This window comes from Methyloversatilis sp. RAC08 (genome assembly GCF_001713355.1).
In the GTDB taxonomy this organism is placed as follows: Bacteria; Pseudomonadota; Gammaproteobacteria; order Burkholderiales; family Rhodocyclaceae; genus Methyloversatilis.
In genome coordinates this window covers 2,733,454-2,757,875 of sequence record NZ_CP016448.1, presented here as the reverse complement: position 1 = coordinate 2,757,875, position 24,422 = coordinate 2,733,454, and the positions used below count along the sequence as shown (strand labels likewise).

At 63.3% G+C, this 24,422-nt stretch carries 25 protein-coding genes; 4 read left to right on the top strand and 21 right to left on the bottom strand.

Annotated elements, in window-relative coordinates:
• Window positions 1-20: 20 nt before the first annotated feature.
• From BSY238_RS12655 to BSY238_RS12610, 10 genes are all read right to left on the bottom strand, one after another.
• A complete protein-coding gene (locus BSY238_RS12655; RefSeq protein ID WP_069039456.1) occupies window positions 21-788 on the bottom strand; it encodes an MBL fold metallo-hydrolase in 768 nt (255 codons plus the stop codon).
• Window positions 789-809: 21 nt separating this feature from the next.
• Window positions 810-3,047: a CHASE2 domain-containing protein gene (locus tag BSY238_RS12650; protein ID WP_069039455.1), complete on the bottom strand. Its 2,238-nt coding sequence runs from the start codon at window positions 3,045-3,047 to the stop codon at window positions 810-812.
• A 117-nt stretch (window positions 3,048-3,164) separates the two neighbouring features.
• Window positions 3,165-3,977, bottom strand: coding sequence for an FHA domain-containing protein (locus tag BSY238_RS12645; RefSeq protein WP_069039454.1), 813 nt, complete (start codon window positions 3,975-3,977; stop codon window positions 3,165-3,167).
• Between the two features lie 12 nt (window positions 3,978-3,989).
• Window positions 3,990-4,763 (bottom strand): Stp1/IreP family PP2C-type Ser/Thr phosphatase, encoded by a 774-nt coding sequence (locus BSY238_RS12640; RefSeq protein ID WP_069040659.1) that lies wholly within the window; start codon window positions 4,761-4,763, stop codon window positions 3,990-3,992.
• 113 nt (window positions 4,764-4,876) lie between these two features.
• The gene (locus BSY238_RS12635; protein WP_069039453.1) at window positions 4,877-7,483 is read right to left on the bottom strand and encodes a CHASE2 domain-containing serine/threonine-protein kinase; all 2,607 of its coding nucleotides are present in this window, start codon (window positions 7,481-7,483) and stop codon (window positions 4,877-4,879) included.
• A 213-nt stretch (window positions 7,484-7,696) separates the two neighbouring features.
• On the bottom strand, window positions 7,697-8,650 hold the full coding sequence (locus tag BSY238_RS12630) for an ornithine cyclodeaminase family protein (protein ID WP_069039452.1): 954 nt from the start codon (window positions 8,648-8,650) through the stop codon (window positions 7,697-7,699).
• A 6-nt stretch (window positions 8,651-8,656) separates the two neighbouring features.
• Window positions 8,657-9,400, bottom strand: a complete 744-nt coding sequence (locus tag BSY238_RS12625) for a TerC family protein (protein WP_069039451.1) — start codon at window positions 9,398-9,400, stop codon at window positions 8,657-8,659.
• Window positions 9,401-9,527: 127 nt separating this feature from the next.
• On the bottom strand, window positions 9,528-10,421 hold the full coding sequence (sucD, locus tag BSY238_RS12620; protein ID WP_069039450.1) for a succinate--CoA ligase subunit alpha: 894 nt from the start codon (window positions 10,419-10,421) through the stop codon (window positions 9,528-9,530).
• A gap of 14 nt (window positions 10,422-10,435) precedes the next feature.
• Window positions 10,436-11,602: an ADP-forming succinate--CoA ligase subunit beta gene (sucC, locus tag BSY238_RS12615; protein ID WP_069039449.1), complete on the bottom strand. Its 1,167-nt coding sequence runs from the start codon at window positions 11,600-11,602 to the stop codon at window positions 10,436-10,438.
• A 190-nt stretch (window positions 11,603-11,792) separates the two neighbouring features.
• The gene (locus BSY238_RS12610) at window positions 11,793-12,491 is read right to left on the bottom strand and encodes a fumarylacetoacetate hydrolase family protein (protein ID WP_069040658.1); all 699 of its coding nucleotides are present in this window, start codon (window positions 12,489-12,491) and stop codon (window positions 11,793-11,795) included.
• A gap of 211 nt (window positions 12,492-12,702) precedes the next feature.
• On the opposite strand from BSY238_RS12610, the gene BSY238_RS12605 reads away from it, so the two are divergent.
• Window positions 12,703-14,856 (top strand): type IV pilus assembly protein FimV, encoded by a 2,154-nt coding sequence (locus BSY238_RS12605; protein ID WP_069039448.1) that lies wholly within the window; start codon window positions 12,703-12,705, stop codon window positions 14,854-14,856.
• A gap of 16 nt (window positions 14,857-14,872) precedes the next feature.
• Here BSY238_RS12605 and BSY238_RS12600 read toward each other — a convergent pair whose 3' ends face one another.
• A complete protein-coding gene (locus BSY238_RS12600) occupies window positions 14,873-15,619 on the bottom strand; it encodes a Nif3-like dinuclear metal center hexameric protein (protein WP_069039447.1) in 747 nt (248 codons plus the stop codon).
• Window positions 15,620-15,646: 27 nt separating this feature from the next.
• Between BSY238_RS12600 and BSY238_RS12595 the strand changes: the two genes are divergently transcribed.
• Window positions 15,647-16,849, top strand: a complete 1,203-nt coding sequence (locus BSY238_RS12595) for a Do family serine endopeptidase (protein ID WP_069039446.1) — start codon at window positions 15,647-15,649, stop codon at window positions 16,847-16,849.
• Here BSY238_RS12595 and tatC read toward each other — a convergent pair whose 3' ends face one another.
• From tatC to hisB, 10 genes are all read right to left on the bottom strand, one after another.
• Entirely contained in the window at window positions 16,850-17,596 is a 747-nt protein-coding gene (tatC, locus tag BSY238_RS12590; RefSeq protein ID WP_069039445.1) for a twin-arginine translocase subunit TatC, read from the bottom strand.
• A 10-nt stretch (window positions 17,597-17,606) separates the two neighbouring features.
• Window positions 17,607-18,062: a Sec-independent protein translocase protein TatB gene (gene tatB / locus BSY238_RS12585; protein ID WP_069039444.1), complete on the bottom strand. Its 456-nt coding sequence runs from the start codon at window positions 18,060-18,062 to the stop codon at window positions 17,607-17,609.
• Window positions 18,063-18,143: 81 nt separating this feature from the next.
• Window positions 18,144-18,368: a Sec-independent protein translocase subunit TatA gene (gene tatA, locus BSY238_RS12580; RefSeq protein WP_069039443.1), complete on the bottom strand. Its 225-nt coding sequence runs from the start codon at window positions 18,366-18,368 to the stop codon at window positions 18,144-18,146.
• 2 nt (window positions 18,369-18,370) lie between these two features.
• Window positions 18,371-18,730, bottom strand: coding sequence for a histidine triad nucleotide-binding protein (locus tag BSY238_RS12575; RefSeq protein ID WP_069039442.1), 360 nt, complete (start codon window positions 18,728-18,730; stop codon window positions 18,371-18,373).
• A gap of 72 nt (window positions 18,731-18,802) precedes the next feature.
• Window positions 18,803-19,126: a phosphoribosyl-ATP diphosphatase gene (locus BSY238_RS12570; protein ID WP_069039441.1), complete on the bottom strand. Its 324-nt coding sequence runs from the start codon at window positions 19,124-19,126 to the stop codon at window positions 18,803-18,805.
• Complete coding sequence (hisI, locus tag BSY238_RS12565; protein WP_069039440.1) at window positions 19,123-19,512, bottom strand: phosphoribosyl-AMP cyclohydrolase; 390 nt, start codon at window positions 19,510-19,512, stop codon at window positions 19,123-19,125. Before hisI ends, BSY238_RS12570 begins: the two co-directional genes overlap by 4 nt.
• Entirely contained in the window at window positions 19,509-20,279 is a 771-nt protein-coding gene (gene hisF / locus BSY238_RS12560; RefSeq protein WP_069039439.1) for an imidazole glycerol phosphate synthase subunit HisF, read from the bottom strand. Before hisF ends, hisI begins: the two co-directional genes overlap by 4 nt.
• A 33-nt stretch (window positions 20,280-20,312) precedes the next feature.
• The gene (gene hisA / locus BSY238_RS12555) at window positions 20,313-21,059 is read right to left on the bottom strand and encodes a 1-(5-phosphoribosyl)-5-[(5-phosphoribosylamino)methylideneamino]imidazole-4-carboxamide isomerase (protein WP_069039438.1); all 747 of its coding nucleotides are present in this window, start codon (window positions 21,057-21,059) and stop codon (window positions 20,313-20,315) included.
• 76 nt (window positions 21,060-21,135) lie between these two features.
• Complete coding sequence (gene hisH / locus BSY238_RS12550; protein ID WP_069039437.1) at window positions 21,136-21,771, bottom strand: imidazole glycerol phosphate synthase subunit HisH; 636 nt, start codon at window positions 21,769-21,771, stop codon at window positions 21,136-21,138.
• A gap of 57 nt (window positions 21,772-21,828) precedes the next feature.
• Window positions 21,829-22,416 (bottom strand): imidazoleglycerol-phosphate dehydratase HisB, encoded by a 588-nt coding sequence (gene hisB / locus BSY238_RS12545; protein ID WP_069039436.1) that lies wholly within the window; start codon window positions 22,414-22,416, stop codon window positions 21,829-21,831.
• Between the two features lie 150 nt (window positions 22,417-22,566).
• Here hisB and hisC point away from each other — a divergent pair, with 150 nt between their 5' ends.
• The gene (hisC, locus tag BSY238_RS12540; RefSeq protein ID WP_069039435.1) at window positions 22,567-23,643 is read left to right on the top strand and encodes a histidinol-phosphate transaminase; all 1,077 of its coding nucleotides are present in this window, start codon (window positions 22,567-22,569) and stop codon (window positions 23,641-23,643) included.
• A complete protein-coding gene (locus BSY238_RS12535) occupies window positions 23,640-24,329 on the top strand; it encodes a hypothetical protein (protein WP_223300127.1) in 690 nt (229 codons plus the stop codon). The genes hisC and BSY238_RS12535 overlap by 4 nt, the downstream gene beginning before the upstream one ends.
• The last annotated feature ends 93 nt before the right edge of the window (window positions 24,330-24,422 follow it).

The window sequence follows — 24,422 nt, the reverse complement described above, 5'->3', positions numbered from 1 at the left end:
GCAGAGGTGCTGAAAGCAGGTCAGAAGTCGAAAACATGATTGTTGCGCAACATGCGGGGTTGGAGTGCGCCCAATGTTTCGGCGATCTCGCGCATGGTCATGATCATCTGGCTTGGTTTCAGATGCGTGATGTAGATTTCGGCAGGATGTTCCAGTTTCTGGAGCTCGCTCGCCAGCATGTCCGGGCACAGGTGGCGCGACATCACCGCCAGTTGGCGGTCGCGGTCCGGAAAGGCGGTTTCTATGATGAGGTAGCGCAGGTCAGGCAACGCGTTCACCGCCGACCAGAATTCGTCGCATACCGTGGTGTCGCCGGAAAACGCCAGCGTGCCGCCGGCCGAACGCACGGCGTAGCCGACTGCCGGAACGGTGTGTTGCGCCGGGAGCACCCGGATGGCTCGGTCGCCCAACTCGATCTCGTCGCCGACACGAAGTTCGCGAAAGCGCAGGAAGGGCTTCTCGGCAGATGGAATCTCCGTGAAGTCTGGCCAGATCGACCAGTTGAAGATGTGGCGACGAAGGACTTCGAGCGTCGGGCCGGTCGTCCATACGGTCAGCGGCTTGTCGCGCAACTCGCCGACCGTATCGACCATCAGCGGCAGACAGGCGATGTGATCGAGATGACTGTGCGTGACGAACACATGGTCAATGCGCGAAAGCTCAGCGATCGACAGGTCGCCCACGCCGGTACCGGCGTCGATCAGGATGTCGTTGTCCACGAGCAGTGAGGTGGTGCGCAGATTTGCACCACCGATACCACCACTGCAACCGAGCACCCGTATCCTCATCAGTTCCTGATCCAGAAAACACTACTTCGTTTCAAATGTCCGTACGCCGTCCCAATCCTTGCCGGGCGGGTGGCGGCGGTAGTCGGCAATCTGTTCGGCGTACAGCCTGTACAGTCCGCAGTCCGGCGCGATGCGCTGCAGGTTGAACAAGGTCAGTTCAGCCTGATCCCACTCCTGGCCGCGGAACTGTCGCAATGCGAGATTCCACAATTTCAGTTCTTCGACCCGACTGCGGTCGAATTCGCTTTCGAAGGCGAGCGGTTCGAAAATCGATACCGGCTCGTCCTTGCCCTTCACCCGGACCCGGTCGATCTCGCGAAAGACGACATCCTTGACCGCGCGCCGCGTCGCTTCGCCAACCAGTACGCCAACACCGTACTGCTTCGTGAGCCCCTCAAGGCGGGACGCCAGATTCACCGCATCACCCATGACAGTATAGGCTTTGCGTACGGGTGACCCCATGTCGCCGACCGTCATCGGACCCGTGTTCAAACCCACGCCTATCTTCAGTTCCGGCCAGCCACGCGCCATCAGCGAACGGTTCAGATCGGCCAGCGCCGCATGCATGCGCAGCGCTGCGGCCACGGCGTGCCGGGCATGTTCGGGGTCATCGACCGGCGCACCCCAGAACGCCATGATGGCGTCACCGATGTATTTGTCGAGCGTCCCACGCTGATCCTGAATCACTGCAGTCATTGCGCCCAGGTAATCGTTCATGAGCTGTGTCAATTGTTTCGGTTCGAGCCCTTCCGAAATGCTGGTAAAGCCCCGGATGTCCGAAAACAGCACGGTCAGCTCGGCATTTCGCCCCTCCATGCTGTAGTGCTCAGGATTGCGGCTCATTTCCTCGACCAGTTCGGGCGGCACGTACTGCCCGAACATGCGGGTGAACTGGCGCTTCGAACGTGACTCGAAGAAGTAGCCGTACGACATGTTAAGCGCATAAATCCCGACCACGAGCAACACCGATGCCGCCAGCGGCAGAACGAAGTCGGCGAAATGCCAGAACGCGAAGTTCATGCCGACCAATGCGAGCAACGCGCCGCCGGCCAGCAGCGTCGCGTACTGAGGCGACAGCCGCGGCAGCGACCAGATGAGCAGGCCGCCGATCACGAGCAGCACGACCACATCGAACCCGGTGACGTACTGCGGGCGATGCTTGATGCGGCCATCGAGCATGCCGGCGATCAGGTTGGCGTGAATTTCCACCCCCGGGTAGGTGCTGCCGACCGGCGTGGCACGCAGGTCAAGCAGCCCGGGCGCGGTGGTGCCGAGCAGCGCGATCCGCCCCTTCAATGCATCGACTGGCGTGCGGCCGGCGAGCACATCGGCCAGCGAGTGATACGCAAAACTGCCTTGCAGGCCGCGATAGGGGATCAGCGCAGCCACGTTCTCGTCGACCGGTACGCGCAGCGTGCCCTTGCTGGTCGGCATTTCCAGCCATTCGAGTCCGGCATAGTCACGGCTGGACGTGGAGAAGAACCCGCTTTCGGCGTACCCGGGTGCCAGCTTCGGACTGCCCAGCAGCGTGCGGACGATGGCGAGCGAAAGCGATTCGTAATAGGCGCCCTTGTGCTCCACCAGCATCGGTACGCGCCGGTTCAGTCCATCGAAATCGGGCAGCGGATTGAAGTGGCCGGCGCCGAGCGCTTCCTGCTGGAAACGCGGCAGGTTGGCACCAAAGCTGTTGAAGGTCGCAAACGCGATGTTGCGGCCACGAAATGTACCGGCCGGCAAGACCGGTTCCGGCAGCGCGCCGCTGTTCAGACCGTCATCGCGGTTGCCGAAGTAATAGCCCAGTAGCACGGGTCGGTTCTTGAGGGAGGCGGCAAAACGCTGGTCGTAATCGAGTTGCGGCCTCAGCGCGTCGAGCGACGCACGAAAATCTGCGTTGTCGGCCAGCACGCCCTGCGCCAGGCCTTCCAGCGCCGGCAGGCCGGAACTGGTGTCCGGTTCCGCAAAAACAACGTCGACGCCAAGCAGGCTGACGCCGTAGCGGTCAAACAACAGGTCCATCAGCACTGCGAGCCGTTCCCGCCCCCACGGCCAACGACCGACTTCAGCCAGCGATTTTTCATCGATGTCGAGAATGACCACCCGGTCATCGATGCCCCCCGGCATCGTCAGCGACAGTTTGGTGTCGTAGGCGATGTGATCAAGATTGCCCAGCACCGGTATCTGGTAAAGACGGGCCGCATGGCCGAGCAGGATCAGCAGGAACAGCAGACCGATGCCGTAGCGCAGCGTGTTCTGGTTCATTGCGGACAACCGGCAACAAATCCGAACGCACGCTGCGCCTCATCCGGCACATGCCCCGGGAGGCGGCGGACGACAGGCGCCGGACGCGGCAGCATGACAGGCTCGGGCCGGAAGTCGTCAGCGCTTGATGAAGAACTCCATCTTCACACCGGCGATTTCGATCACGTCATGATCCTCGAGCGGATGCGCCTGGGCATCGAGCTGGCGACCGTTGACGACCGGCATGTTCGAGCCTTCGACGTGGGTGATGAAGTAACCCTGAGGGCGACGCGTGATGACTGCGACCTGCAGCCCCGGCTTGCCGAGTGTGGTCAAGGTCTTCGTCAATTCAAGTTCGCGCCCGGCGTTGGCGCCATTGAGGATCTGGATCGCGCCGACCTGATTGGCGCTCGCGGCCGGCGGCGGCGGCGGCGGCGGTGCCAGCGGCGGCGGCGGTGCCAGCGGCGGCGGAGGCGGCGGCAGATTCGAACCACCGAGCGACGAACCGGCCGGCATCGACTGACCTGGACGGAAACCGGTCTGCGTATCGGTCTGGGCGCGCACCGGAGCCGGCGCAGACGGTGCATCGGCCGGCGCCTTGCGCATCATGTCCGGACGCAACACCATGGTTTTCTCGAAATCAGGCGACTGCGCAACGGTCGGCGTCTCGTTGATGTACTTGAGCCGGTACTTGCCGAGCTCGACCACATCGTTGTTCTGCAGGAAGTGCTTCTTGATCGGCTGCCCGTTCACATAGGTGCCGTTCGTACTGTTCATGTCCTCAAGGAAGGAATCGTTGAGGATGGTGACGATGACCGCGTGTTCGCCGCTGATCGCAAGATTGTCGATCTGGATGTCGTTGTGCGGTTTGCGCCCAATGGTGGTGCGCTCCTTGGCGAGCGGCAACTCCTTGAGGACCAGTCCATCCATGCTGAGTATCAGTTTTGCCATTTTCCAGTCCCTTTACTTCAACCATGCAAGCAGGCGCGCAAGCCAGCCGCGTTCGGTGGCAGGAAAGGCCTGCAGCACCCTGACCAGTATCACCGACACATTGTCGCGTCCGCCGTTGTCGTTCGCCATCTGTACGAGTTGTTCGGCCGCCAGATCGAGGTTGGCGGACAAAGCCTGAAGCGTGAGCGCGATGTCGTCGTTCTCGACCATGTCGTTCAGTCCGTCGGAACAGAACAGATATACGTCACCGGGAACCACTTCGTAGGTGTGTATTTCGGGCTCGACTTCCGGGTCGACGCCCAGCGCGCGCGTCACGAGGTTCTTGTTCTGGGAACGGCGGGCGTCCTCTTCCGTAATCATGCCGCTGTCGATTTGCTCCTGCAACAGCGAGTGGTCACGTGTGACGCACTCGAAGGCGCCGTCGCGCAGCCGGTACATGCGCGAATCGCCGATATGCGCGACGGATATGTGATTGTCGCGGAAAACGGCCATGACCAGCGTCGTGCCCATGCCCGAATACTGCGGCTGGCTCTCGGCGGCCTGATAGATCGCGCTGTTGGCGCGGCCGATGACCGATTCCAGCAGTTGCGACACGCCGTGTTTCGCCTCCTGCAGGCCCTGCGCAAGCTCAGCGCCGATGACCGCTGTGGCCATGCCACTTGCCACCTCACCGGCGTTGTAACCGCCCATGCCGTCAGCCAGTATCGCGAGGCCGACACCGGGCTGCGTGAACACCGCGTCCTCGTTGTGTGTGCGCACCATGCCGGAATGGGTGCGACTGACCATCTGCAGCGCCTGACCGAGATCCCGGGTCATATCAGTACCGCCCGCGCAAGCAGATACACGGACACTTCCCCTCCGGGGACAGCAGGTGGTGCGGGCATGCGGGCTGTGTCATGTCAGATATCGAAATCAACTTGGGTGATGGATTGTGTCAGGTTGCCAGCGCAGGTTCGCAGGTCGGCCGCCATGTCTCCGCCCGACTGATAACGCGCCTCGACGTCCTTGGCCAGCGCGCGGTCGATGATGGCCGACAGGCAATCCGGCACGTCAGGACGGATGTCACGGATGTCCGGATGTGCTTCGTTCGCAATGCGAAACATCAACTGCGCCATGGAATCGCCTTCGAAGGGCAGCTTGCCGCACACCATCTGGAACAGCATGACACCGAGCGAGAACAGGTCGGAGCGGCCATCGATCTTCTTGCCAGCCAGCTGTTCCGGTGACATGTAGGACGGCGTACCGAGCACCATGCCGGTCTTGGTGCGCGACGAATCGGTGATGCGCGCGATGCCGAAGTCGGTCACCTTGACCTGGTCCGACTCCGCCTCGTACATGATGTTGGCGGGCTTCACGTCGCGATGCACGACCTGGTTGCCGTGCGCGTAGGCGAGAGCTTCGGCGACGCGCGCCACGACATCCATCACCTTCGGCAGCGGCAGGAGCTGACCCGGCTTGGTTTGCGGAACGAGGTCACGCCCCTTCAGGAACTCCATCGCGATATAGGCGAGGTCGTGCTCTTCACCGGCATCGAAGATGGTGACGATGTTCGGATGGTTCAGGCGCCCGGCGGTTTCAGCTTCGCGGAAGAAGCGTTCCTTCACGTCGGCCAGCTCTTCTTCGTCGAATTCCTGCGACAGGGCCATCGTCTTGATCGCCACGACACGGTTGATCTTCGGATCGCGCCCGAGATAGACCACGCCCATGGCGCCCTTGCCCAGTTCCTTCTCGACCTGGTAGCGCCCGAGCATCGGCTTTTCGACCGTGCCGTCCTCGAGGATGCTGGTATTCGTGCGGCCGCCGCTGCCGCCGCCGAGCATCACGGTTTCCGACATCGCCTTGGCGCGCTTCACCCGTGTTTCCAGATCGCGGAACTTGGGGTTGAACTCCGCCATGTGGCGGAACACGCTTTCCGCCTTGTTGAACTGGCGCTTGCGCTCGAAGTCGAGCGCCAGGTTGTAGAGGTTTTCCATCACCGCGTCGGACAGCGGCACCTGGCGGAACTTGTCCCACGCCATGTCGAGCTGGCCCTGTCCCTGGAAGGCCAGCGCCAGCATGCGGTTCGACTCGGCCGACTGCTCATCCGACTTCACCTTGCCGCGCTCGGTCACCAGGAAGCGCTTGGTGGTCAGCAGCAAGTGGCCGACCAGCAGCAGTGCGGCAGGCAACATGAGCTGCAGCCAGACGAGCTGGCTGGTCATCAGCACGAAGTGGGTTGCCAGCAGTGCAACAAAGATGGCAGCGGTAATGCCAGCACCCAGGCCGGCCTTCAAACGCGGCAGCAGCACGATGAGGTAAAGCGCCACCAGCAGGAATACGCCGAACTCGGCCGCCACCGACCAGGGCGGCGACACGAAGAAATGCTCCTGCAGGATGCTGGACAGGCCGTGCGCCATCACTTCGACCGACGACATGGCCGGCGACACCGGCGTGGCGTAGAAATTGCCGATGCCCGGTGCGGTCTGGCCGATCAGCACGATGCGGTCGCGGTACTTGTCGAGCGGGATCTTTCCGCTCATGACGTCAAAGAAGGAATCGACCGGAAAGGCCGGTTTGCCGCCTTCGCCGCGGTAGTAGAAGCTGTACATGCCCAGACTCGGGTCGGTGGCCACGTTCAGTCGGGCCAGCGACACCGACTCGCCCAGCGTGACCTTGATATCAGCGACGCCGAGATTCAGGCTTCTTGCCGCGATCAGCAGCGGCAGCGACGGGTAGAACTGGTCGAAATGGGTCATCACCAGCGGATGCAGCCGCAGGCCGCCGTCGCGGTCTATCGACGGATTCAGGTGACCGACCGCTGCGGCAACCGTACCCAGTTGTTCGATGACGCCCGCAGACACGTCCAGCGTCAATGGCGGCAGCGGCTCGCTACCACTGACATTCGTCAGCGCGGTGGCGCGCACGAACTCGGGCAGCGGCTTGTCCGGACGGCCCTGCGGCTCGCCGTCGAGAAACAGCATCGGCAGCGCGACATTGCCCGCCTTCTTCATGCTGTCGGCGAGCTGCCGGTCGGTGTTCAACGCCGCTTCGGCTTCGCGCAGGGTCGCCCCGAACGCGTCGAGCGGATTGACGGCCGGTGCCGACGGTTCGGCCATCGGATCAGCTTCGGCCGACGGCTCGATCGGCACGACAATCTGATCACGCGCCTGCTGCTCCAGTGCGAGCAACCTGTTTATATAGACAAGACCCGGGTCGAGCTGCGGTTCGGCGAAGAAGATCGTTGTTCCGACCACCTTTGCCTGTGCCTGGGCCAGCTTGTCGATCATGCGGGCATGCACATCGCGCGGCCACGGCCAGCGGCCGATGTTGTCGATGCTCTGCTGGTCGATCGCGATGATCGCAATGCGCGGACTGGGGCTGCGGTCGGTCGCTGCCACGCCGACGTCGTAGGCCTTTCGTTCGAGGCTCTGGATCAGGTCGGTCTGGGTGGAGAAAAGGAACAGCAGGCTGATGATGACGCCCAGGAACCAATCCGTCTTCCATACAGCGGCTTTGGCCACGCTCACCCCCGAAAATTTGTGGCCCCCTGAGTGCTGGATGCCGGCGACCTGCTCGTTCTTGTTTGATCCGCCTGTGCTTGCGCGAGCTCAAGTCTCGCGAGAAAACAGTCGTCTGTCACATATTCTTGCAGTTCAGCCTCAACTCCGTCAAACGGGGCTTCACCCTGCGCGGTGGAATATCACGCTGCGCACATTCAAATCGTCACATTGCGCAGGACTTCAGTACGGAAGCTCGCGCCCGAGGCCGGCAATCCTGGCCTTTTCAAGCAGGCGCGATGCCAGCGTGAGGTCCTGGATCGCCATGCCCTGCGATTCGAACAGCGTGATCTGGTCATCCGATTCGCGGCCCGGCCGCATGCCGTTCAACAATTCGCCCAGTTCCACCATTCCGTATTCGACCAGGCGCCCCTTTTCGAGCGCCGGCAGCAGGTCGCCGGATTCGCGCAGCGCCGTCGCGCGCGCGTCGACCGCAACCACGGCAGCCCGGCGGATAACGGTTTCGTCGATTTCACGACGGATGAGCGCGTTGGAACCGGCGCCCGTCACGTGCGCACCGGGCTTGAGCCAGCGCCCGTCGAACAGCGGTTCGCTGGCCGTGGTGATGGTCACCACGATGTCCGCCGACTTCACCATCTCCTCGGCACTTGCAGCCGGACGAATCTTACGGTCCAGCCGCGCCGACTGTTCGGCGCAGAAGGCTTCGAGTTTGTCGCGCTTGCGGGCGAACACCTGGATTTCGTCCAGGTCGCGCACCTCACACAGCGCAGCGATCTGGCTTTGCGCCTGCCATCCGGCGCCGAACACACCGGCGACTTTCGACGCCGGATTCGACAGCAGCCGGGCCGCCAGTCCGCCTGCAGCGCCCGTGCGCATCATGCCGAGGTAGTCGGCTTCGATGACCGCCAGTGCGCGGCCGGTAGCGGCGTCGAACAGATGGACCCAGAAACGCGCCGCCTCGCGGCTGGTCGTGTAGCTCTTGTAGCCGATCACGCCGAGCGGCAGCACGGCGCCATGCAGGATGTGCAGCGCCGAGGTCGGCGTACGACTGCGCGCGCGCGGCGTGTCGATGGCATCGCCGGTGGCATGCCAGCGGTGTGCGTCTTCCACCGCCGACAGCGCGTCCTGCAAGGTCAGTACCTGACGGATGTCGCCTTCGGTGAGGTAGAGCGCCATGGCGGGTTACTGGATCGGGTAGTCGACCGGCTTGTTGCGCGCGCCGAGGACCTTGCCGAGTGCCAGCACGAAGATCGCGCCGGCGATGCCTGCGCCGTAGCGCACGGCCGCAATCGCTTCCGGCGCCGCCGTCGGCGTAGCGGGCTCGATCAGCGGCAGATAAGGCGTGATCGCCGGATCGCCGACTGCCATGGTGCCGGCGATCCAGCCGAGCAACATTGCACCGAGCGTGATGATGATGGGGTATCGGGTCATCAGTCCCAGCACGATCTGGCTGCCCCACACGATGATGGGGATCGACACGACCAGGCCGAATACCACCAGCGCGAACTGGTGATCGGCACCGGCACCTTCGGCTGCGCCGGCGATGGCAATCACGTTGTCGAGGCTCATCACGAAGTCGGCCACGATGACGGTCTTCACTGCGGCCCACAGCTTGTCGCTGGGTTTGATGTTGGCGTGGTCATCATCATCATCGGCCATCAGCAGCTTGATGCCGATCCACAGCAGCAGCAGCGCGCCGATCAGCTTCAGGAAAGGCAGCTTGAGCAGCGTCAGCGCAAACATGATGAGCACCACGCGCAACACGACGGCCCCGGCGGTACCCCACATGATGCCCAGTCGACGCTGCGCCGGCGGCAGTTTGCGGCAGGCCAGCGCGATCACCACCGCGTTGTCGCCGCCGAGCAGGATGTCGATCATGATGATCTGACCGACAGCGAGCCAGAATTCGGGAGAACTGAAATCCATGATGGTCTTGCATTCGAATTGCGGAAGCGCGGATTCTACCGGTGCTGCCGCATGACGAGCACAAATGAAAAGGCCACCGCCCAGGCGGTGGCCTTCTTCGTCACCTCTGTCCGTCAGTGCGCCGGAATCAGAGCAGCCCCTTGAGCAGCTTGCCCATTTCCGACGGATTGCGCGTCACCGTGAAGCCGCACGCCTCCATGATTTCCAGCTTGGCATCGGCCGTGTCGGCACCGCCGGAAATCAGCGCACCGGCGTGGCCCATGCGTTTGCCGGCCGGCGCGGTGACGCCTGCGATGAAACCGACGATGGGTTTCTTCATGTTGGCCTTGCACCACTCGGCCGCTTCCGCTTCATCCGGACCGCCGATTTCACCGATCATGATGACCGCGTCAGTGTCCGGATCATCGTTGAACAGCTGCATCACTTCGATGTGCTTCAGACCGTTGATCGGGTCGCCACCGATGCCGACAGCGCTCGACTGGCCGAGGCCGATCTCGCTCAGCTGACCGACTGCTTCGTAGGTGAGCGTGCCGGAGCGGCTGACCACGCCTATGCGGCCCTTCTTGTGGATATGGCCCGGCATGATGCCGATCTTGATTTCGTCCGGCGTGATCAGACCCGGGCAGTTCGGACCGAGCAGTCGCGTGCGCTTGCCGCCGGCTGCCTCCTTGGCCTTCATCCGGTTGCGCACCATCAGCATGTCGCGCACCGGAATGCCTTCGGTGATGCAGATGACCAGATCGAGGTCGGCTTCGACCGCTTCCCAGATTGCAGCGGCCGCGCCCGGGGGCGGCACATAGACCACCGACACGGTGGCGCCGGTTGCCGCCTTGGCTTCCGCCACGGTGGCGTGGATCGGAATGCCTTCGAAGTCTTCGCCTGCCTTCTTGGGATTGACGCCGGCGACGAAGCAGTTCTTGCCGTTCGCGTAGTCGCGGCACATGCGGGTGTGGAACTGGCCAGTCTTCCCGGTGATGCCCTGGGTGATGACCTTGGTGTCCTTGTTGATCAGAATCGACATGTGTTGTGTTCCCCTCAGTGTCCGGCCACGGCGGCCACGATCTTCTGTGCCGCATCCGCCATGCTGTCGGCCGCAATGATGGGCAGACCCGAATCCTTCAGGATCTGCTTGCCCAGGTCTTCATTGGTGCCCTTCATGCGCACCACCAGCGGCACGGTCAGGTGCACTTCGCGCGCCGCGGCGACCACGCCGGTCGCAATGGTGTCGCAGCGCATGATGCCGCCGAAGATGTTGACCAGGATGCCGCGTACATTGGGATTGCGCAGCATGATCTTGAACGCCTCGGTCACCTTCTCGGTCGTGGCACCACCGCCGACATCGAGGAAGTTGGCCGGCTCGGCGCCGTACAGCTTGATCACGTCCATCGTGGCCATAGCCAGACCGGCGCCATTGACCAGGCAGCCGATGTTGCCGTCCAGCGACACGTAGGACAGATCGAACTTCGACGCTTCGATTTCCGCCGGATCTTCTTCGTCCAGATCACGGAAGGCCACGATGTCTTCGTGACGGTAAAGCGCGTTCGAGTCGAAATTGAACTTGGCGTCCAGCGCCTTGATGTTGCCGTTGCCTTCGAGAATCAACGGATTGATCTCCGCCAGCGAGGCGTCGGTTTCCATGTAGCAGGTGTACAACTTCCTGAAGGTGTCGATGGCCTGGGCCTGCGACGCCGCCGGAACGCCGATGCCATCCGCCAGTTCCTTCGCCTGCGCGTCGGTCAGTCCGACCAGCGGATCGACGAACACCTTGATGATCTTTTCCGGCGTGTTGTGGGCGACTTCCTCGATGTCCATGCCGCCTTCGCTGGACGCCATCAGCGCCACCTTCTGCGTGGCGCGGTCCGTCAGCGCGGCGACGTAGTATTCCTTCCTGATGTCGGCGCCTTCCTCGATCAGCAGGCGGCGGACCTTCTGGCCCGCCGGGCCGGTCTGGTGAGTCACCAGCTGCATGCCCATGATCTGATTGGCGAATTCACGCACCTCGTCGAGCGACTTGGCCACCTTGACGCCGCCGCCCTTGCCGCGGCCACCGGCGTGAATCTGCGCCTTCACCACCCATACCTTGCCACCCAGCGACTCGGCCGCTGCCACGGCCTGATCAGCTTCGAAGCAGGGCACGCCCCGCGGTGTCACTACACCGAAACGGCGCAATACCTCTTTCGCCTGATACTCATGGATCTTCATGCGTATTCCTCGCCTTGTTGTCCGCACTGTTGCTGGAATGCCTGCCCGGCGCGTTCCACCGGACAGGTCCTTCAGGCACGGGGCGCCGGTTGGCGCACCATCCAACGGGGCGGCGTGCGCACCGCCTCGTATAATCCATAATTATACAGCTCATAAGCTGCGCTGAAACCTCGCAACGGCAAAACGCCGATCAATCTTGCGGCGGCGCAATATCCACCCTGAGCTCGGCAACACCGTCTACGCGTGCGTCAACGCGGTCGCCGGGTTGCAGTGCCGCAACGCCCGCCGGCGTGCCGGTGAACAGCAGATCGCCCGCGCACAGTTCGACCAGCCGCGAAAGCCTGATCAACAGCGTGTCGACATCCAGAATCATGTCGGACAGGTCGCCCCGCTGACGCAACTGCCCGTTCACCGACAGTTCGATCTGCCCGACGCGCGGATGTCCGCACAACGTGGCCGGCACCAGTTGCGATACGGGCGCACTCTGGTCGAAGCCCTTGCCCATGTCCCATGGCTGCCCCTTGTCGCGTGCCGCACGCTGCAGGTCGCGCCGGGTCAGGTCCAGCCCGACGCCGTAGCCGAAGATGCAGGCGCGCGCCTGCGCACTGTCCAGGTTGCGACCACCCCCGTGCAGCGCCACCACCAGTTCCACTTCATGCTGCAGGTCACGTGTCGCAGGCGGATAGGCCACCGCAGCGGGCGCGTTTACAAGCGCATCGGCTGGCTTGGCAAAGAAAAAAGGCGCTTCGAGGGCCGGATCATGGCCCATCTCCCGCGCGTGCTCGGCGTAATTTCGCCCGACACAATAGATGCGCCGAACCGGAAAAAGGGCTTCTTCACCGCGTACCGGAAGCGTCGGTCGAGGCAGCGGAAACAGCAGCATCGGCATGGCAGGCACCTGCAGGATTGTCGTGACACACAAGTTTGCCTGCAGCGGCATCGCTTGGCACGGCGCGGCTCGGGCCGGATTGCGCCATTAAAGTAAAGTTTCCCCTCTTGCGGCCGAAAGAACTGACATCGATCAATTCTCTCAGGCGCATGCAGGTTCGGAGATCCTTGTGACCCCTCGACGTCCGCTACATCCACGCACGCTTCACTACTTGCGTCCGACCCTTCTTGCAGCCGCGTTGCTCGCTGCAGGTCTGCACGCACAGGATGCGTTCGCACTCGGATTGGGTGCGATCAGGACCAAATCGGTCATCGGCGAGCCGTTCCGCGCAGAAATCAACGTACTCGGTGAAGGTGAAGCTGTTCCGGCCAGCACCTGCTTTTCGATCGATGCGCCGGCCACGGCTGCGGCGGACGATCTGCCGTGGCTGTCGAGTGCCCGCATCCGCACGCAGGGGCGCACCGTTTTCATCAGCAGCGCGCAAGCCATCAACGAACCGATCCTGATGGTCGGCGTGCGGATAGGCTGTGGCTTCGAACTGGCGCGCGAATACGCCGTGTTGATGCAGCCGTCCGGCGCGCCGCAGATCGAGGACACCGTGGCGCCCGCACCGACTGCACCCGCAGTGGTTCCGGCACGCCGTGCTGCGGCCAGCCCCCCGATCAACGCCCCGACGGCATCCGTGGCCAATGAGCAGCCAGCGCAGCCGAAGCCGAGGCCGGAACGCAAGACGCGACGCCCGAAGGAAGCCGTGACTGTCGACCGCCTGTGGGTGGCGCCAAATGCCGATGCCGGGAACGGACTGAAAATGTCGGGTGGCCTGTCGCGCCGCGCCGAGGCCAGTGAAGCCCAACGCGAGGTGCTGCGCACGGAGCAGCGGCTGCTCGCCGCGCTCGACGAGCAGATCGCGACCCATCTCGCCATCGCCGACAAGGTCAAGCAGCTCGAGGCACGCATGGCCGAACTGCAGAAGCAGCTCGGTCGGACCGAAACATCGATGAACGCCGCCTTGCCGCCGGAGCAAGCCTCGACGCCCGTCACTGCCCGGCCTGACGTCACGCAGGCAGCGCCAGCGGCATCCACCGTCGAACCGGATGCCTTGATTCAGCAGGCGCCTGCCGAAGACAGCCCGACGATCGAATCTGACGCGGCCGAGGCACCATCAAAACCGGACGAGGTTGTCGCGCCGCCCGCCGGACTGACCAACGAACCGGTACGTGTCATCAACAAGCTGCCACCCGATACCGTGCCGGATGCCCCCGAGGCGAGCGGCGTGAACTGGCTGGTCGCAGCACTCGGTGCACTGGCCGCCGGTTCCGTACTGGCCGGCGCCTGGATATGGCGCCGTCGCGCCCGCAAGCTCGCGGCCACCGCAGCCTTGCGCAGCCGCCATGCCGAAGAGGCCATCACCCGCATGATGATGAGCCAGACACTGCCGCCGCTGACGGTGGACACGCAGGCCGCGCAGGATGATGCGGCTACGACGACCGGGATGCCGCCCCGGCAAAATGCCCCCGAATATCCGGTCCGGCCGACTGCAGGCGCGCCCGAAACCCCCTCGTTCGAACATTTTCCCGGCGAAGCACCCGCCGAGAACATTGAGGACCTGAATATTGCGCAGCACCGCCCCGTCGCGGACGCAACGACTTCCGCAGATGCGCACGCCGTTGATTTCGAACTGGGGCAGATCGACGGAAACGAAGCGGGGACGCCGATTCGGCTCGACCTCGAATTCGACAGCTTCACCGGTTCGACGAGCAGCCTTGGCGCAACCGCACCCAGCGCTGCACCGCTCGGGCCGAGGCTGGTCAGCAGTACGGCCACCACACCCACTGCCCTCAGTTTCGACCAGACCGCCCGGCCCGCCAATGAAGAGGCGCCGCCGTCCCCCGAGCACGTGCTCGAACTGGCCGAAATCATGATGTCCTTCGGTCGTGCCGAAGGCGCGGCGCAGACGCTGTCCGAATTCCTGCGCGATTACCCGAAGGAGTCGATCATTCCGTGGCTCAAGCTGCTCGATCTTTACCACTCGAGCGGCCGGCGCGGCGAATATGACGATCTTGCGCCCAAGCTGAATCGCGCATTCAACGCCAAGGTGCCGGACTGGGAGCATTTCAGCGGTCCCACTACGTCGGAATCGGTCGAGCAGTTCGGACACATCATGGCGCGCATCAATGCGAGCTGGCCGAACCAGGATTGTCTGGACTACCTGGTGGAGTTGCTGCGGGACAACCGCGCCGGTGCCCGCGTCGGCTTCCCGCTCGGTGTGATCGACGACATCCTGCTGTTGAAGGCCATGCTCGAATGGCTGATCGCCAACCCGTCGATCACCGAAACCCAGACGTCCCGGCTGGCACTGCTGTAAGACAGCAGTGCGCGGATCAAGCCGGATTGTCGATATCGACGAACTCGACGGTCACGCCGAAACGCTCGGCCAGATGAGCGCCCAGTGCCATGACGCCATAGCGCTCGGTCGCATGATGACCGGCTGCGATATAGGGCACGCCCGACTCGCGCGCGAGATGGGTGGTCGGTTCGGAAATTTCGCCCGATATGTACAGATCGACTCCGGCATCGATAGCCTGTTCGAAGTATCCCTGCGCCCCGCCGGTGCACCAGGCGACGCGATGCACCCTGCGCTGCGGGTCACCGACCAGCAAGGGCGTGCGCCCAAGCACGATCTCGGCACGTTTGCACAGTTCGCCAGCCGTAGCCGGCTGCCCGGGCTCCCCCAGCCATAGCAAACCCTGTTCTCCGGTCGTGCCGGTCGGCCGGAAACCGAGCAGGCGGCCGAGGCGCGCGTTGTTGCCCAGTTCGGGATGCGCATCCAGCGGCAGGTGATAGGCAAACAGGTTGATGTCATGCGCCAGCACGCGCGCGATCCGGGCGCGTCGGATACCGGTCACCCGGCCATCCTCACCGCGCCAGAACCAGCCGTGGTGCACCAGCAAGGCCTGCGCATCGCGCTCGATTGCAGCATCGATCAGGGCCAGGCTGGCACTGACACCGCAGACGATTTTCGACACCTCTGACGCGCCTTCCACTTGCAGTCCGTTTGGGCAATAATCCTTGAAGCGCGCGGCATCCAGCAGTTCATCGAGATGTCTTTGCAGCTGCGTCCTGTCCATTTTCCCCCCGGTTTCCATTTCCTGATTATGCAGCGTCTGTGGCTTGTCTTCGCTCAATCGGTCACGGCCGCACTGGCCGTGCTTTTCGTCATTGCGACGCTGCGCCCCGATTGGTTGCCGGCACGCAATGGCCAGTCAGGCGGCGGTGCGACGGTATCTGCCTCACAGGCAGCCCTGCTGCCGGATGTGGTGACGGCCCCCGCGCGCATCGAAGCCGCCAGGGTCGTGACCTACGCGGATGCGGCGCAGAAGGCGCTACCTTCGGTGGTACATGTGTTTACGACCAAGGCGGTGAAGACCCCGCAGCACCCGCTGATGAATGATCCGGTGTTCCGGCACTTTTTCGGCGACCGGCTCGGCAATCAGCCACAGCGCCAGATGGGACTCGGTTCCGGCGTCATCGTCAGCGAGGATGGCGTAGTGCTCACCAACAACCATGTGGTTGAGGCCGCCGACGAGATCGAGGTATCGCTGAACGACGGCGGCAAGTATCCGGCAACGCTGATCGGAAGCGACCCCGAATCCGATCTGGCAGTGCTGCGTGTCAAGGCGCCTAACAAATTGCCGGCGGCCAGTTTCGGTGAGACCGACGGTCTGCGCATCGGTGACGTGGTGCTGGCCATCGGCAACCCGTTCGACGTCGGGCAGACCGTCACGATGGGCATCGTGTCGGCGCTCGGCCGCTCGCAGTTGGGCATCAACACCTTCGAGAACTTCATCCAGACCGATGCCGCGATCAACCCGGGCAATTCGGGCGGCGCACTGGTCGATGCCGATGGCAATCTGGTCGGCATCAACACCGCGATCTACTCGCGCAGCGGCGGCTCGCTGGGCATCGGTTTCGCGATTCCGGTCAGCACGGCACGCAGCGTGATGGAACAGATCGTCGCCAACGGTTCGGTCACACGTGGCTGGGTCGGCGTGGAAGTTCAGGAACTGACGCCCGAACTGGCGGAAAGCTTCAAGGTCCCCGCGACTGGTGGCGCACTGATCGCCGGTGTGATGCGCGGCAGTCCGGCCGATCGTGGCGGCGTCCGCCCGGGCGATGTGCTGCTCGAAGTCGATGGCAGGAAGGTGAAGGACGCCTCGGGCATGCTGCAGCTGATCGCGGCCCTCGTGCCGGGTCAGCAGGCTACGCTGAAAATCTACCGCAGCGGCGGCGAAAAGGATCTCGGTGTGACGGTCGGCAAGCGCCCCGTCACCGCGCAGGTGCAGCGCCGCGACGAGTGATCAGGCGTCCTGCGCTGCCTTGCTGCGCTCGGGCGACGCCTTGATGAAGCGTGAAAAAAGGATGCCGAGCTCGTACAGAATGCACAGAGGTATCGCGAGCAGCAGCTGCGACACTACATCCGGCGGTGTGACGATCGCCGCCACGACGAAGGCTCCGACGATCACGTAAGGGCGAGCCTCCTTCAGTTGCGCAATCGTCACCAGCCCGAAGCGCACCAGCACGATGACCACGATGGGTACTTCGAACGTGACACCGAAGGCGGTGAACATGGTCAGCACGAAGGACAGGTATTGCTCGATATCCGGCGCCGGCGTGATGCTTTTCGGTGCAAATTCCGCGATGAAGCTGAACACGACGCCGAAGACTAGGAAGTAGCAAAAAGCCATGCCGGTGATGAACAGCAGCGTGCTGGCAATGATCAGCGGCAGTCCGAGCCGCTTTTCGTGCGCGTACAGACCGGGCGCGATAAAGGCCCATACCTGGTAGAGCACCACCGGCAGCGAAATCAGGAAGGCGAGCATCAGCGTCACCTTCACCGGCACGAAGAACGGCGTCACGACGCCGGTGGCGATCATCTTCGTGCCTTCCGGCAACGCCACCATCAGCGGATGGGCAAGGATGTCGTAGATGTCCGCCGCCCAGGGCATCAGGCACACGAACACCACAACCACCGCAATGACGGCGCGCAGCAGCCGGTCGCGCAGTTCGACCAGATGGGATACGAAGCTTTCGGTCTGTTCGTTCATACCCGACGTCTCATGCCTTTTCGCGATTCGCCGGCTCGATCGCGCCGGGCGGCGGGATGTCGAGCGACAGCTGGCCGGATGCAGGATCTTCGGCCGGCACGGCTGGGTTGGCCGGCGGGGGCGGGTCCATCAGGGTGTTTTCGACAGCGGCGTATTTGTCCTGCTCGGCCATCGCTGCGCGCATCTGGTCACTCAGCCCGGCCGCTTCGTTATTGACGCCAGCCGCAGTTTCATCGACCTGACGCTCGACATCGCGTACCTGCTGTTCAACCTGGGCTTGCAGCTTGCGCAGCTCGTCCAGTTGCATTTCGCGCGAAATGTCAGATTTCACATCGCTCACGTAACGCTTCAGACGACCAAGCAGATGCCCGGCCGTGCGCGCAGCGCGCGGCAGCCTCTCGGGGCCGAGCACCAGCAGCGCGACGACGCCGATGATCAGGAATTCGGAAAAACCGATGTCAAACATGGACTGGACGGATGAGGCACCGGGAACTGCGTCCCGGTGGCCGTGTGACGACGCGACCCGACAGGCGGCCGGTCACAAGGGTCAGGACTTGATCTTCTCTTCGGCCTTGACGTCGATGGTGCGACCAACCTGCGCGGCCGGCTGCTCCGGCGTGTCGGTGGTGTTTTCGCCCCCTTTCACGCCGTCCTTGAAACCCTTGACTGCACCACCAAGGTCAGAGCCGATGTTGCGCAGCTTCTTCGTGCCGAAGATGAGGAGCACGATGACCAGAACGATAAGCCAGTGCGTAATGCTGAATGAACCCATGATTACCTCTCGAAAACGAGCATGGGCGGCAGGGGATCCGGCCCGCCCACGACATGCATATGAAGATGATACACCTCCTGCCGACCCACCCTTCCGCAGTTGATCAGCGTGCGATAGCCATCGGTGCAACCGGCTTCGCGTGCCAGTTCGCCGACTTTGCCGAGCATGCGGCCCAGCGCCGCCTCATGCGCCGGACCGGCGTCAGACAGCGTCGGGATGTGGGCCTTCGGAATGATCAGGAAGTGCACCGGCGCGACGGGATTGATGTCGTGGAAGGCATAGATCAGGTCATCCTCGTACAGCTTGCGCGACGGAATCTTGCCGCTGATGATCTTGCAAAAGATGCAGTCGTTGTCTTGCATGGCGTCAGTGTGTCCGTGAGGGGCGCATTCTGGGATACGCGTATTACCGTATTGTGTGCCTGCAACAGCACGTCAGGTCGTGCGCGAACGTTTTTCGTCCAGACCGGAAATGCCTTCGCGGCGACGAAATTCGTGCAGCACGTCATCGACCGTCAGGCCGTGGTGCGCAAGCAGCACCATGCTGTGGAACCAGAGGTCGCACACTTCCTTCACCAGGTGACCGGCGTCGCCATCCTTCGAAGCCATGATGGTTTCCGCCGCTTCTTCGATCACCTTCTTGCAGATCGCGTCGGTGCCCTTGTGCAGCAGCGACGACACATACGACGAGCCGGGTTCAGCCAGCTTGCGTTCGGCGATGGTCTGCGCCACTCGATGCAACACTTCAATATCGATCATTTGTAGATGTCGTCCGGATTCTTGAGTACGGGCTCGGTCGTTTCCCAGCCGTCGTCCGTCAAGGCATGGAAAAAGCAGCTGTGACGTCCGGTATGGCAGGCGATTCCGCCTGTTTGTTCAACTTTCAGCAGCAGCACGTCGCGGTCGCAGTCGAGGCGAATGTCCAGCACCTTCTGCGTGTGGCCCGATTCCTCGCCCTTGTGCCACAGCCGGCCGCGCGAACGCGACCAGAAGACGGCTTCGCGCAGTTCAGCCGTGCGGGCCAGCGCTTCACGATTCATCCACGCGAACATCAGCACATCGCCGCTCGATGCCTCCTGCACGATGACCGGCAGCAGGCCGTTGGCGTCCCACTCGACTTCGTCAGCCCAGGCCGGCCCGCTCACAGCCTGACCTCGATGCCTCGGCTGCGCATGCGTTCCTTGGCCTCTCGCACCGTGTGTTCGCCGAAGTGGAAAATGCTGGCCGCCAGCACGGCGTCGGCGCCGCCTTCGAGCACGCCGTCTACCAGATGGTCGAGTGTGCCGACACCTCCCGAGGCGATGACCGGAATGCGCACCGCGTCCGACACCGCGCGCGTCAGCGCCAGATCGAAACCGCTCTTCGTTCCATCGCGATCCATGCTGGTGAGCAGGATTTCACCGGCACCGAGTGATTCGACCTTCTGCGCCCAGGCGATTGCGTCCAGCCCGGTGGCGTTGCGCCCGCCGTGGGTAAAAACCTCCCAGTGCGGCTGACCGTCGCGGTCGGCTACCCGCTTTGCGTCGATCGCGACCACGATGCACTGCGAGCCGACCTTGCCGGATGCCCGGGCGACCAGTTCGGGATCGTTGATCGCCGCCGTATTCATGCTCACCTTGTCGGCGCCGGCGTTGAGCAGGCGGCGCACGTCTTCTACCGCGCGCACGCCACCGCCCACCGTCAGCGGGATGAACACCTGATCGGCGACCCGCTCGACGACGTGCAGGATGATGTCGCGCGCGTCCGAGCTGGCGGTGATGTCGAGGAAGGTCAGTTCGTCTGCGCCCTGTTCGTCGTAGCGACGGGCAATTTCAACCGGATCGCCAGCGTCCTTGAGGGCGACAAAATTGACACCCTTGACCACGCGGCCGGCATTGACGTCCAGACAGGGAATGATGCGCTTGGCCAGCATGGAACTCCCGCGCCGCGCGCGACAAAAAGTGGATCAGGCGTCGCCGTTGAGACGGTCGACTTCGGCCTGGGCCGCCGCGAAATCGAGCGTACCCTCATAGATTGCACGTCCGGTGATGGCGCCCATGACGCCCTCGTCCTCGACCGCACACAGCGCGCGGATGTCGTCCATATTGGTTACTCCACCCGAGGCGATGACGGGAATGCGCAGGGCTTGGGCAAGCTTGACGGTCGCCTCGATGTTCACACCACCCAGCATGCCGTCTCGACCGATGTCGGTGTATACGACCGCTTCGACGCCCTGATCCTCGAACTTCTTCGCCAGGTCGACCACGTCGTGACCGGTCATCTTGGACCAGCCGTCGACCGCAACCTTGCCGTCGCGCGCATCCAGCCCGACGATGATGTGCCCTGGGAACGCACCGCAGGCGTCATGCACGAAACCCGGGCTCTTCACTGCCGCGGTGCCGATGATGACGTAACTGATGCCGTCATCGAGGTAGCGCTCGATGGTGTCCAGGTCACGAATGCCCCCGCCGAGCTGGATCGGGATTTCGTCACCCAGCTCACGCACGATGGCCTTGATGGCTGATTCGTTCTTCGGCTTTCCGGCCACGGCGCCGTTCAGGTCGACCAGATGCAGGCGGCGCGCGCCAGCGTCCAGCCAGTGCCGGGCCATGGCAGCCGGGTCTTCCGAAAATACGGTCACCACATCCATGTCGCCTTGCTTGAGGCGTACGCAGTGGCCGTCCTTGAGGTCGATGGCAGGAATCAGCAGCATGGCACGAGGTCGGGTCGGGTCAGAAAAGGGGTGTCTGTGGCGTTCATCGTCGGGCTGCGCTGCCCGGCTTCGTTCATCAGGGTGTCCAGTCGATGAAGTTGGCCAGCAGGCGCAGTCCGGCGTGTGCGCTCTTTTCAGGATGGAACTGAACGGCGAAAATATTATCCCGCGCTATGGCGCTGGTAAAGGGCGCGCCATAACAGGTTTCACCTGCAGTCACGGCAGCGTTCCGCGGCACCACATAGTAACTGTGTACGAAGTAGAAACGCTCTTCATCGGGAATTCCTGCCCAGAGCGGGTGTTTCACTGTCTGCCGCACGCCGTTCCAGCCCATGTGCGGCACCTTCAGGCGGGCGCCGCCAACCGGGTCGACCGGATTGTCGAAACGCCGGACTTCGCCATCCAGCACACCAAGGCCCGGATGATCACCCTCTTCGCTGTGTTCGAACAACATCTGCAGGCCGATGCAGATGCCGAGGAAAGGCTTCGTTGCGGCAGCATCGATCACCGTGCTGCGCAACTGGCGCAGATCGAGTTCGCGCATGCAGTCGGGCATGGCCCCCTGCCCCGGAAAAACGATCCGATCGGCCGCTGCGACATCGCGCGGGTCGCTGCTGACGACGACGTCAGCAGCCGGCGCAATGTGTCCGATCGCCTTGGCGACCGAACGCAGGTTGCCCATACCGTAATCGATGATGACAACGCGGGTCATGAGTGGCGCGGAAAGGAGTGGGACGCGGAATGGTGGGGCTCGAAATCAGGCGAACGCTCAGAGCGAGCCCTTGGTCGACGGCATCTGGCCGGAGGCGCGATCATCGCGCTCGCTGGCCGCACGCAAGGCTCTGGCAAAGGCCTTGAACACTGTTTCGCACTGATGGTGGGCATTGATTCCGCGCAGATTGTCGATGTGCAGTGTGACGAGCGCGTGATTGACGAAGCCCTGGAAGAATTCGCGCACCAGGTCGACGTCGAAATCTCCGATGCGCGCCCGCGTGTAATCGACGTTGTAGACAAGGCCCGGACGGCCGGACAGATCAACCACGACGCGCGACATCGCTTCGTCGAGCGGCACGTAGGCGTGGCCGTAGCGGCGCAGCCCCTTCTTGTCGCCAACCGCCTTGGCGTAGGCCTGACCCAGCGAGATGCCGACATCTTCCACCGTGTGGTGGGCATCGATTTCGAGGTCGCCCTTCGCACTGACTTCCAGATCGATCAGGCCGTGGCGAACGATCTGGTCGAGCATGTGGTCAAGGAACGGAATGCCGGTGTCGAGCTTGCCCTGGCCGCTGCCATCGAGATTGATGCGCACGCTGATCTGGGTTTCGAGCGTGTTGCGCGTGATGTCTGCTTGCCGCATGAATGGTCGGATCGCCGTCGGAAAATCGCCCCGGCGCAACGCCGGAATCGCAAGTGGCGAATGATAACATCGACTCGCACAGGGTCATTTGCGACGCCCGTCGCGCTGGCTGCCCGTTTTCCGTTTCAACATGTCACCGCCGCGATCATCATGAGCCAGTTCTGGAGCCCCGTCGTCCGCACCCTGTCGCCCTACACACCGGGCGAACAACCGAAAATCGAAGGCCTGATCAAGCTCAACACCAACGAGTGCCCCTACCCGCCGAGCCCGCGCGCCGTGGCGGCCATACAGGCCGAACTGGGCCGTGACGGCGACCGGCTGAAGCTGTACCCGGAACCGACGGGTCAGATGCTGCGCGAAGCGATCGCCGCACGTTTCGGTATCGGGCCGGATCAGGTCTTCGTCGGCAACAGTTCCGACGAGGTGCTGGCGCACACCTTCATCGGTCTGCTGAAGCACGACCGGCCGCTGGTTTTCCCGGACATCACCTACAGCTTCTACCCGGTCTACTGTCAGCTGTACGGCATCGCCTTCGAGCGCGTGCCGCTGGACGCTCAGTTCAAGATCCGTGTCGACGACCTCATCGCGCGCCGGCCCGGCGCGGTGATCTTTCCGAATCCGAACGCACCGACCGGCTGCCTGCTGCCGCTGGACGACATCGACCGGCTTGCTGCTGCAGTGCCCGATTGCCCGGTGGTCATCGACGAGGCCTACATCGATTTCGGCGGCGAGTCGGCGGTCGCGCTGATTGATCGCCACCCCAATCTGCTGGTCACGCAGACGCTGTCGAAATCGCGTTCGCTGGCCGGTCTGCGCGTGGGTTTCGCCGTTGGTCACCCGGCATTGATCGAAGCGCTGACGCGGGTGAAGGACAGCTTCAACTCCTACCCGCTCGACCGCCTGGCCCTTGTTGGCGCCACGGCTTCGATCGAGGATGTCGAATGGTTCGAACAGACGCGCCGGCGCGTCATGGCGAGCCGGGAAGTGCTGCGCGCTGACCTGTCCGCGCTGGGCTTCGAAGTATTGCCATCTGCGGCCAACTTCCTGTTCGCCCGCCATCCGGCGCACGACGCCGCCGCGCTGGCGCTGGCACTGCGCGAGCGGCGCATCCTGGTACGGCACTTCAAGGCCGCGCGCATCGACCGGTTTCTGCGCATCACGGTCGGAACCGATGCGCACTGCGCATCGCTGGTCGCAGCGTTGCGGGACATCCTCCAGGTTTCTTGACCGGCTTTCGCAACTGCGGAGCGCTTCTTGCTAGAGCCTTCGGGTACATTTTCTCCGGTCGTTCAGTCATGCATCGCTTTGCCCGCACCCTGCTCCAGTCCGCCCTGATCGCCGCACTCGCCGGCTGCACCGGCATTTCATTCAAGCAAGGCGCCGGCGGTGAGGACTTCCGCCGCGCTGAAGCCGAATGCAAGCGCACCACTTCGGAGCGCAGCGCCTTCTCCCGGTGCATGGACGAAAAGGGCTGGTGGACGCGGTCAATGGAAGAACTGTCGCAGCTCGGATTCGCGCCCGTGGATGAGGATGCAGTCGATGCCGAAGAAGCCGCTGCCGCGCCAGTGGCCGCGGCAGCGGCTTCTGCCGGGGCTGCGGGCGCCGCTGCAGATTCCAAGCCGGCTGCGGCCCCCTATTCCGGCGTTGCACCGGCAGAGAAGAAGGCCGGCGCAGCCCGTCCGGCAACCGCCGTCGCTGCCAAACCGGCGGTGCCGAAAGATCCGCTGTCACGCATCACCATTGCCATGTGGGCCAAGGCCGGCGCCGATGGCTCCGCACTGATGGCTTCACAGGCAGTCTGCCTGTCGACACTTGGCGCCGGCCACGAACCCGATCCGGTCGCCAAGACCGTCACCCGCGGCCTGTACGACTGCCTGCGCAAGGATGGCTGGACCGGCATGACCTTGCGCTGACTCCGCCCTACGTTGCCCGAAGCTACGGCGTTTGATCATTTCATCCGCATGGAATACTCTTGGGCCGGGTGTATGCACAATGAATAAATAGAC